At 65.4% G+C, this 6,117-nt stretch carries 5 protein-coding genes and 3 pseudogenes; 5 read left to right on the top strand and 3 right to left on the bottom strand.

The window, feature by feature from the left end:
• The first annotated feature begins 104 nt into the window (after nt 1-104).
• Nucleotides 105-287: a hypothetical protein gene (locus tag C8K36_RS24380; protein WP_107987590.1), complete on the top strand. Its 183-nt coding sequence runs from the start codon at nt 105-107 to the stop codon at nt 285-287.
• A 137-nt stretch (nt 288-424) separates the two neighbouring features.
• Here C8K36_RS24380 and C8K36_RS24385 read toward each other — a convergent pair.
• Nucleotides 425-535: pseudogene (locus C8K36_RS24385) on the bottom strand (excalibur calcium-binding domain-containing protein); the annotation flags it as partial.
• A gap of 470 nt (nt 536-1,005) precedes the next feature.
• On the opposite strand from C8K36_RS24385, the gene C8K36_RS24960 reads away from it, so the two are divergent.
• The gene (locus tag C8K36_RS24960) at nt 1,006-1,224 is read left to right on the top strand and encodes a hypothetical protein (protein ID WP_219728287.1); all 219 of its coding nucleotides are present in this window, start codon (nt 1,006-1,008) and stop codon (nt 1,222-1,224) included.
• 969 nt (nt 1,225-2,193) lie between these two features.
• On the opposite strand, the pseudogene C8K36_RS24395 reads toward C8K36_RS24960, so the two are convergent.
• A pseudogene (locus C8K36_RS24395) lies at nt 2,194-3,021 on the bottom strand (FAD-dependent oxidoreductase); the annotation flags it as partial.
• Between C8K36_RS24395 and C8K36_RS24400 the strand changes: the two are divergent.
• Together C8K36_RS24400 and C8K36_RS25535 are read left to right on the top strand one after the other, a co-directional pair.
• The gene (locus C8K36_RS24400; protein ID WP_258013655.1) at nt 3,017-3,682 is read left to right on the top strand and encodes a hypothetical protein; all 666 of its coding nucleotides are present in this window, start codon (nt 3,017-3,019) and stop codon (nt 3,680-3,682) included. The pseudogene C8K36_RS24395 and the gene C8K36_RS24400 overlap by 5 nt on opposite strands.
• A gap of 382 nt (nt 3,683-4,064) precedes the next feature.
• Nucleotides 4,065-4,988, top strand: a complete 924-nt coding sequence (locus C8K36_RS25535; protein ID WP_107987591.1) for an excalibur calcium-binding domain-containing protein — start codon at nt 4,065-4,067, stop codon at nt 4,986-4,988.
• A gap of 81 nt (nt 4,989-5,069) precedes the next feature.
• Here C8K36_RS25535 and C8K36_RS24410 read toward each other — a convergent pair whose 3' ends face one another.
• A complete protein-coding gene (locus C8K36_RS24410; protein WP_181319716.1) occupies nt 5,070-5,534 on the bottom strand; it encodes a thioesterase family protein in 465 nt (154 codons plus the stop codon).
• 487 nt (nt 5,535-6,021) lie between these two features.
• On the opposite strand from C8K36_RS24410, the pseudogene C8K36_RS24415 reads away from it, so the two are divergent.
• Nucleotides 6,022-6,117 (top strand): annotated as a pseudogene (locus C8K36_RS24415) (transposase); the annotation flags it as partial.

The raw sequence follows: 6,117 nt of genomic DNA on the forward strand, positions 1-6,117 counted from the left end.
CCACGCTCTGCTCGTGGGCCTGTCGTCCTACGCTCGCGACGGCGCCGATGAGGAGCAGCTGCGCCGCGTGGCCGAGCTGGCCATGCGCGTGACGACGGCATGAGTTGGCCGAACCTGAGGCGTGGGCGCGGGCGGTGTTCGCCGATGAGGAGCGGATCTATCTTCTCGGCGGCGTCGATGCCGACACCGGACGTCCCCAGTTCGGCCTGGTCCCCTACCGCCTCTACCTCGACGACCGTGGTGCCCCGATCACGATGCACCACTACTGGGTACTTCCTCTGGACTGACCGGCCGGTCGATGGCCGAAAACGCGATGGCCCCCGCCGTCCAGGCGGGGGCCATCGTGGTGGGTTCGGTGGGGCGGGTCAGCTACCGAGTCCGGTAGGCAGTCCGCCGAGTGAGCAGCCGATCGGATGCGGGGCGGTCATTCACATGCGGCGCCGTCGAGGTCCCGGTCGAGCTTGGTGCTGTAGCCGGGTTGTCCGGCGTACAGGGGTGCTGTGCCTGCTGCGCGCACAGCGTCGCAGTTCTTGTAGATCGGGGCGCAGATCGAACAAGGTCACCTCCGGTCCTGGGGTGCATCGGTTCTCGACGGCATCCTGGTAGCGGAGGACGAACCGGAGGCCCACGGCGTTGTCGACCACGGGCAGCGCGCTCAAATCGACCGAGAAGGGAACGGCTGCGCTCCCTGACGCGGCCGCGGGCAGGGAGACCTCCGCGACGGGTGCGCCGTCCGCTCTCTCGATCTCCACCCGCTCGGGACCAGAGTTCTGCGGCGGCCGTATCTGGCCGGTGAGGGTGAGAGTACGCGTGCCGCGAGGCACGGGGAGCGTGAAGTCCCGGGTGGCGGCGGTATCGAGCTTCACAGACGGGGACATTCCCAGCTGTGACCATGACAGCACGGTTTCCCCTACGAAGGCGCCGGGGGTCGGCGCAGGTTGCGCATGTGCCGGCGCGGGGCCGAGCCCGATCGTTGTCGCGGTGACGACCGTCAGCATGGCCGCGATGAGCGGCGTCCTGGCTTACCTCTTCGTCTGTCACGATCTCGCCCTCATCGAGGTGATCGCCGACCGGGTGATGGTGATGAAGTCCGGTGCGGTCGTCGAGACCGAGCTACACCCGGACGCTGCTGGACGCCATACCCGCACCGATCCCACGATCGGTACGCGTGGTCTGACCCGCTGCTCGGCGAAAGGGTTCGAAATCCATTTGTTTCGGCAGTGATCGGACCGACTACGAACACACTCGAGGAGTGTTGAATGGGTGCCACAGGCGAGGTCCCCGGCTTATCTAGGTCGAGGCAATCGCGGATCCCTTCCTGAGTAGGCGAGCACCGAGTTCCACACGATCCAGCTTCCCGCGCTCAACTCCCGACGCAGCGTTCGTCGGGAGCTGAGCGCCGGTGGGCGTGTCGGCGCTGGGCTTCCGCGTCTCCGGCGGCAGGACCTTCACCTGGACCGCCACGGCCGACGGCCTCCTGCCTGTAGAACACATGAAGTTTGGTGACGCCGCCCGAGGCGACAGGGAAGCGATCGAACGCGGCACTCGGGGCGTCCGGACTGACACTGCACAACACGTAGGCCTCCGACCCGCACCGGAATGAGAGAAGGATGCGGAGCTCTGCCAGAAGTTGGTCGCTGCCACGACGCAGGCGGGGTATCCACGATCAGCGACCAACCCGACCACATCGGCTCCCCTCCGCGCACGCCACTCTGCCGGATACCCAATGGACCCAAGAAGTACTGGAACACAGCGTTATCCGTAACCTATGGCGCCGGTATCCCTACAGAAGCCGCGGCCTCGGGCGCGACGTTGCACCCTTCCGCGATCAGCGCCGCGACGGTCTGTGCATCGAGGAGCACCGACGTGGCCGTCGACGGCCAAAACGAGTAGCGCTCATCGCCCGAAAGGGCCTACATCAGAGACGAGTTTGAATATTTGGCCTTCGACACACTGCCTCGATGGCAGCCACCTCGCGGAACCGGCGCATCATCAGAGGGGGCGAACGCGAGAGACACTCCCGCAACCCTTTCGCCGAAGTCACAGATGCGTCTCTGCTGCAACGGACACGCGGATCGCGCGCACCCGCAGGCAACACCCGTGTCTCCCCGCTCGTTGACTCCACAATAACCAGTCCCCGAAGGGACGTTGGACGCTCGCCGAGCCATACGGTGCTTCAGTGGGGTGTGCGATCTACAGCGCGGTGGCGATCTTCCATGCCGAGTGGACCGCGCCCTCGATGTAGTCGACCGAGCCAGCGTCGCCGACGACGTGGACGTCGACACCTGATGCGGAAAGGTCCTCCGCCAGTGGGGCGGCGGCCGATACACCCGTGGCGACGATCACCATCGATGCACGCACCGACAGCGTTTCGCCACCTGCAATGAACTCGACAGTCTTGCGTGTGATCCGCTTCAAGGTGGCATCACGGTAAATGTTGACTCCGTTCTCGCGGGCATGCTTGACCGCGGTCCACCGGCGCGGCATCGCCATCGGCACGCCGAGCTGGCCGCCTTCGGCGACAAGGGTCACGCGGCTGCCGCGTTCGGCGAGGAACTCGGCCAACTCGAGGCCGACGAGAGACCCGCCGACCACGACGACGTTGCGGGTCATCGGAAGAAGCTTGAGGAACTTGCTGCTCAGGTAGCGAATCTTGTCGGGGCTCTTGGTGATTCCGGTGAGGCCGCCGAGCCGACCCATGATTCGCAGCAGCGGGGACTGGCCGGTGGCGTCGCCGGAGCCGGTCATGAGCGCGCGCATTGTATCGCCGGTGTGGACGTGCGGCAGGTCGCCACCAGGGACGGCGGGGCGCTCGCGGACTGCGCCGGTCGCGACGACGACCACGTCGGGTGAGAGTGCCCGAACCGAGTCCGCGGTGGCCGTGGTGGTGAGACGGATGTCGATTCCGAGGCGGGTGGCCTCGTTCTGCAGCCAGGTCAACAGGCGCCCGTTGTCTGGGGTGGTCAGCGTGGAGAACCACAAGGTGCCACCGACCCGGTCGGCCTTCTCGAGCACGATGACCGTGCAGGCGGTGGAGGGACTCGCTCAGCCGCTCGCCGCCGCGCAGGGAGTCGAGCTGAAGGTCGTCGACCACGCGCCGCTCGCTGCGGACGACCCCACCGGAACAGGGCTGTTCTACCTCGTCATGGTCTGCACGATCGTCGGCTACCTCACCATCACGGTGCTGTCCCAGGTCGCGCCGCGGATGCGGTTGCGACAGCAACTGGGTGTGCTGGGTGTGATGTCGGCGATCGGCACGGTCCTCGCCTACCTCATCTCGGCCATCTTCGTCGGCTTCTACGGCGCCTCGTTCGCTGCCAACCTGGCCATGCTGGCGGTGGTGATCGCCTACACGGTCACGGTCGGACTGGTGAGCATCCTGGTCAATCGGATCTTCGGTCAGGCCGCGATCATGGTCGTCATGGTGCTGATGATCTTCGTGAACTTCCCGAGTGCTGGCGGCGCGTTCCCTGCTGACTTCCTACCGGGATTCTGGTCGGCGTTGAATAACTTCTGGATCGGGGCGGGTGCTCTCGACGCCGTCCGTTCGATCATCTACTTCGGCAGCACCGGTGTGGGCCACGGACTCTTTATCCTCGCCGGGTGGTTCGTCGTGACCGCCATCCTGCTCGCGCTCACACAACTGCGCAAGCCTGCCCCGGCACACCACGAAGCTCACTAATACACAACTCGAGCGCACAAATCTAATCTGCGCTTATCCCCGAGCGCCGCCCAGAAGCACCCTGGGCGGCGCTCGGGGATAAGCCCGCATCACAGCGGGGAGTGTCCGATGAATGGCGGATCCAGGTTGGCGCCGGTAGGTGGATGCGTCTTTCGAAAGTGATCGCGAAGGCGTTCAGTGCATTCTTCTACCTGACTGCCCATGGTGACCTACCTTGGCCCGTCGGGTTCAGAGCCCGAGTCGCGAGTGCCGAAGCGGCGACGGTTCGGCGGGGTGGCAATCTCCTGGTTGGCTGCAGGCGCGGCACCCCGGCACACGATCAAAGAGGTGCCACGAGTGGCCATTAGTCGCGTTGCCTTTAGGTCAGTACGAGGCGAATTGCATGAGCCTTGAGGCGTGTCCCATTTCTTTTGGCAAACATGGGGGTTCGCGTTCGCGTCGGGGACGATGCCGCCTATTTGCATCCGGGTCACCGCGCGGAACCGACCCCTGCTTGCATGAGGGAACGCCGCGTGCCTGCCACCTCACTCCGCACAAGTCCGCCTGCTCCCCGCCGTCCCCGCACCGCGCTGATCTCTGTCGCCGCGGCTCTGGTCTGTCGTTGACTGCCTGCGACGCGCTGACTGATCCGGCCGCTACGTCGGCGGCCGCAAGCCCCGCCACCGCCACGACCGTTGCCGCGGGGGCATCTTCGTCGTCGGAGACTGCGCTACCGACGCTCACTCCTAAAAGTCAGCGACGAGGATGCCACCCGGGCGGCCGGTGCGGCACCGATCATGCGCGGCGAGTCGGCTACAGCAACGAGCTTGACCGCGACAACGACGGCGTCGCGTGCGAATCGCACCGCAGGACAAGCGCTGCTACAGACGCGGCAGCGGTGTCCACCAGCATCGATTGGCAGACCGGACGGACGCCCGCGGAGCTGTGGGCGGACGGCATCCCACACCTAAGAGCGTTCATCACCGAGCACGGGCACACCTGTGTCTTCGCGGGTTTCGTGTGCGAGGACGGGATGCAGCCGGGCGCATGGGTGATGCACCGCCGCCGGGACCGGCGCCTCGGCGCAGATCGTCTAATCCCGGAGCGGGTCGCCAGCTCGACGCCCTCGGCGTCGACTGGGGCACTGCCACTATCCGCGGCGGGATGGACGGCAGCGGTGGGCGGCCAGTATCACCCGCCTCGGCGACTGCACCGCCGAGCCCCGGCACACCATGTCTCACAACACTCACCTGCAGCGACGGATTCCTGCTCGGAACACGAGCCGCGCGACGACGCACCGAACGCCGCCGCGACACACCATCGCTGACAACCGCACACTTCACCGAACTCGCCGACCTCGGCTTCGACTGGGGCACCACCGTTTCGTTGGCGCGAAGGGATTCCTCGGTCAGCTCCGCGGAAAACGAATCGTGCGCCCCACACCATTGGGTCGGCCAGCCGCACACTGCTCAGCAGCGAAATGTGTGAGCCTGGCGAGCACCTCCGGGGGCAGCGGAGTAGTCCTTCTCGTCTCGAGGTCCACGTGCAGGTCCAACTGCTCGGGAACGGCTACCCGCGTTTGGTCGTCGAGATTGCGTACTTCGTGGAAGAAGTGCAGCCGTTTGGCGTCCACGCCCAGTAGCCAGGAATCGACGGCGAGCCGTGCCCCGCGCCGTACCTCGCGTTCGTAGGTCATTGCGGTTTGCACCACGACCTTCCCGAACCCGGTCGCCCGGACGTAATCGTCACCCAGGCCTAGAGCGTCGGTGAACGCGGCGTGTGCGCGGTAGACCACGATCCCGTAGTACTGGGCGTTCATGTGGTCATTGATGTCGATCCATGTTGTGTCGACGTCACATTCGAGGGTCCGCAATTCGCACCTTCTGCATCTCGTCGTAGCGGCGGTTTTCGGCCATTGGTGCAGTTGTCATGGTGTAAGTAGCTGTGCACTGCCGGCCGGGATCATAGTCAATGAGGCGGTTGCCCCGCCCCGGCTCGTTCAGCAGAGTCGCGAAAGATGTCGATTGCGCCGAGGGGCAATGACCATGACCGTCTCAGGTTAGAAGCGGGTCTACTTCGGCTGGGCAGAGTGACCCGATGCGAAGCCAGTCCGTATTCGGCCACGGTCCGGCGGCCCGGGTCGACAGCTCGTGGTGACGTGCAGGTTCGAGGGCCTCGGCTGCGGTCACTCGCCAATCTTGCACCAAGCAATTGCTTGGTGCAAGCTGGGGTGATCCAATGATCTTGGGCAACGAATCTCGGGATGAGAGAGGATCTGTACATGACCGAGCAGCGTGGTCAGTTCATCCCACAGTCCAAGGCTGAAGCGGCGCAAATGGTTGTCGGACTGAGGCGTGCACTCACAACAGTTCACCGGCGCTTCGTGGCAGCGCTGCCGGGTACATTTCATGCGGAACCTGCAAGGCGTCGTGTCGCCGAAGCACGTGCCGCCGGTG

The sequence above is a fragment of the Rhodococcus sp. OK519 genome (genome assembly GCF_003051005.1).
In the GTDB taxonomy this organism is placed as follows: domain Bacteria; phylum Actinomycetota; class Actinomycetes; order Mycobacteriales; family Mycobacteriaceae; genus Prescottella.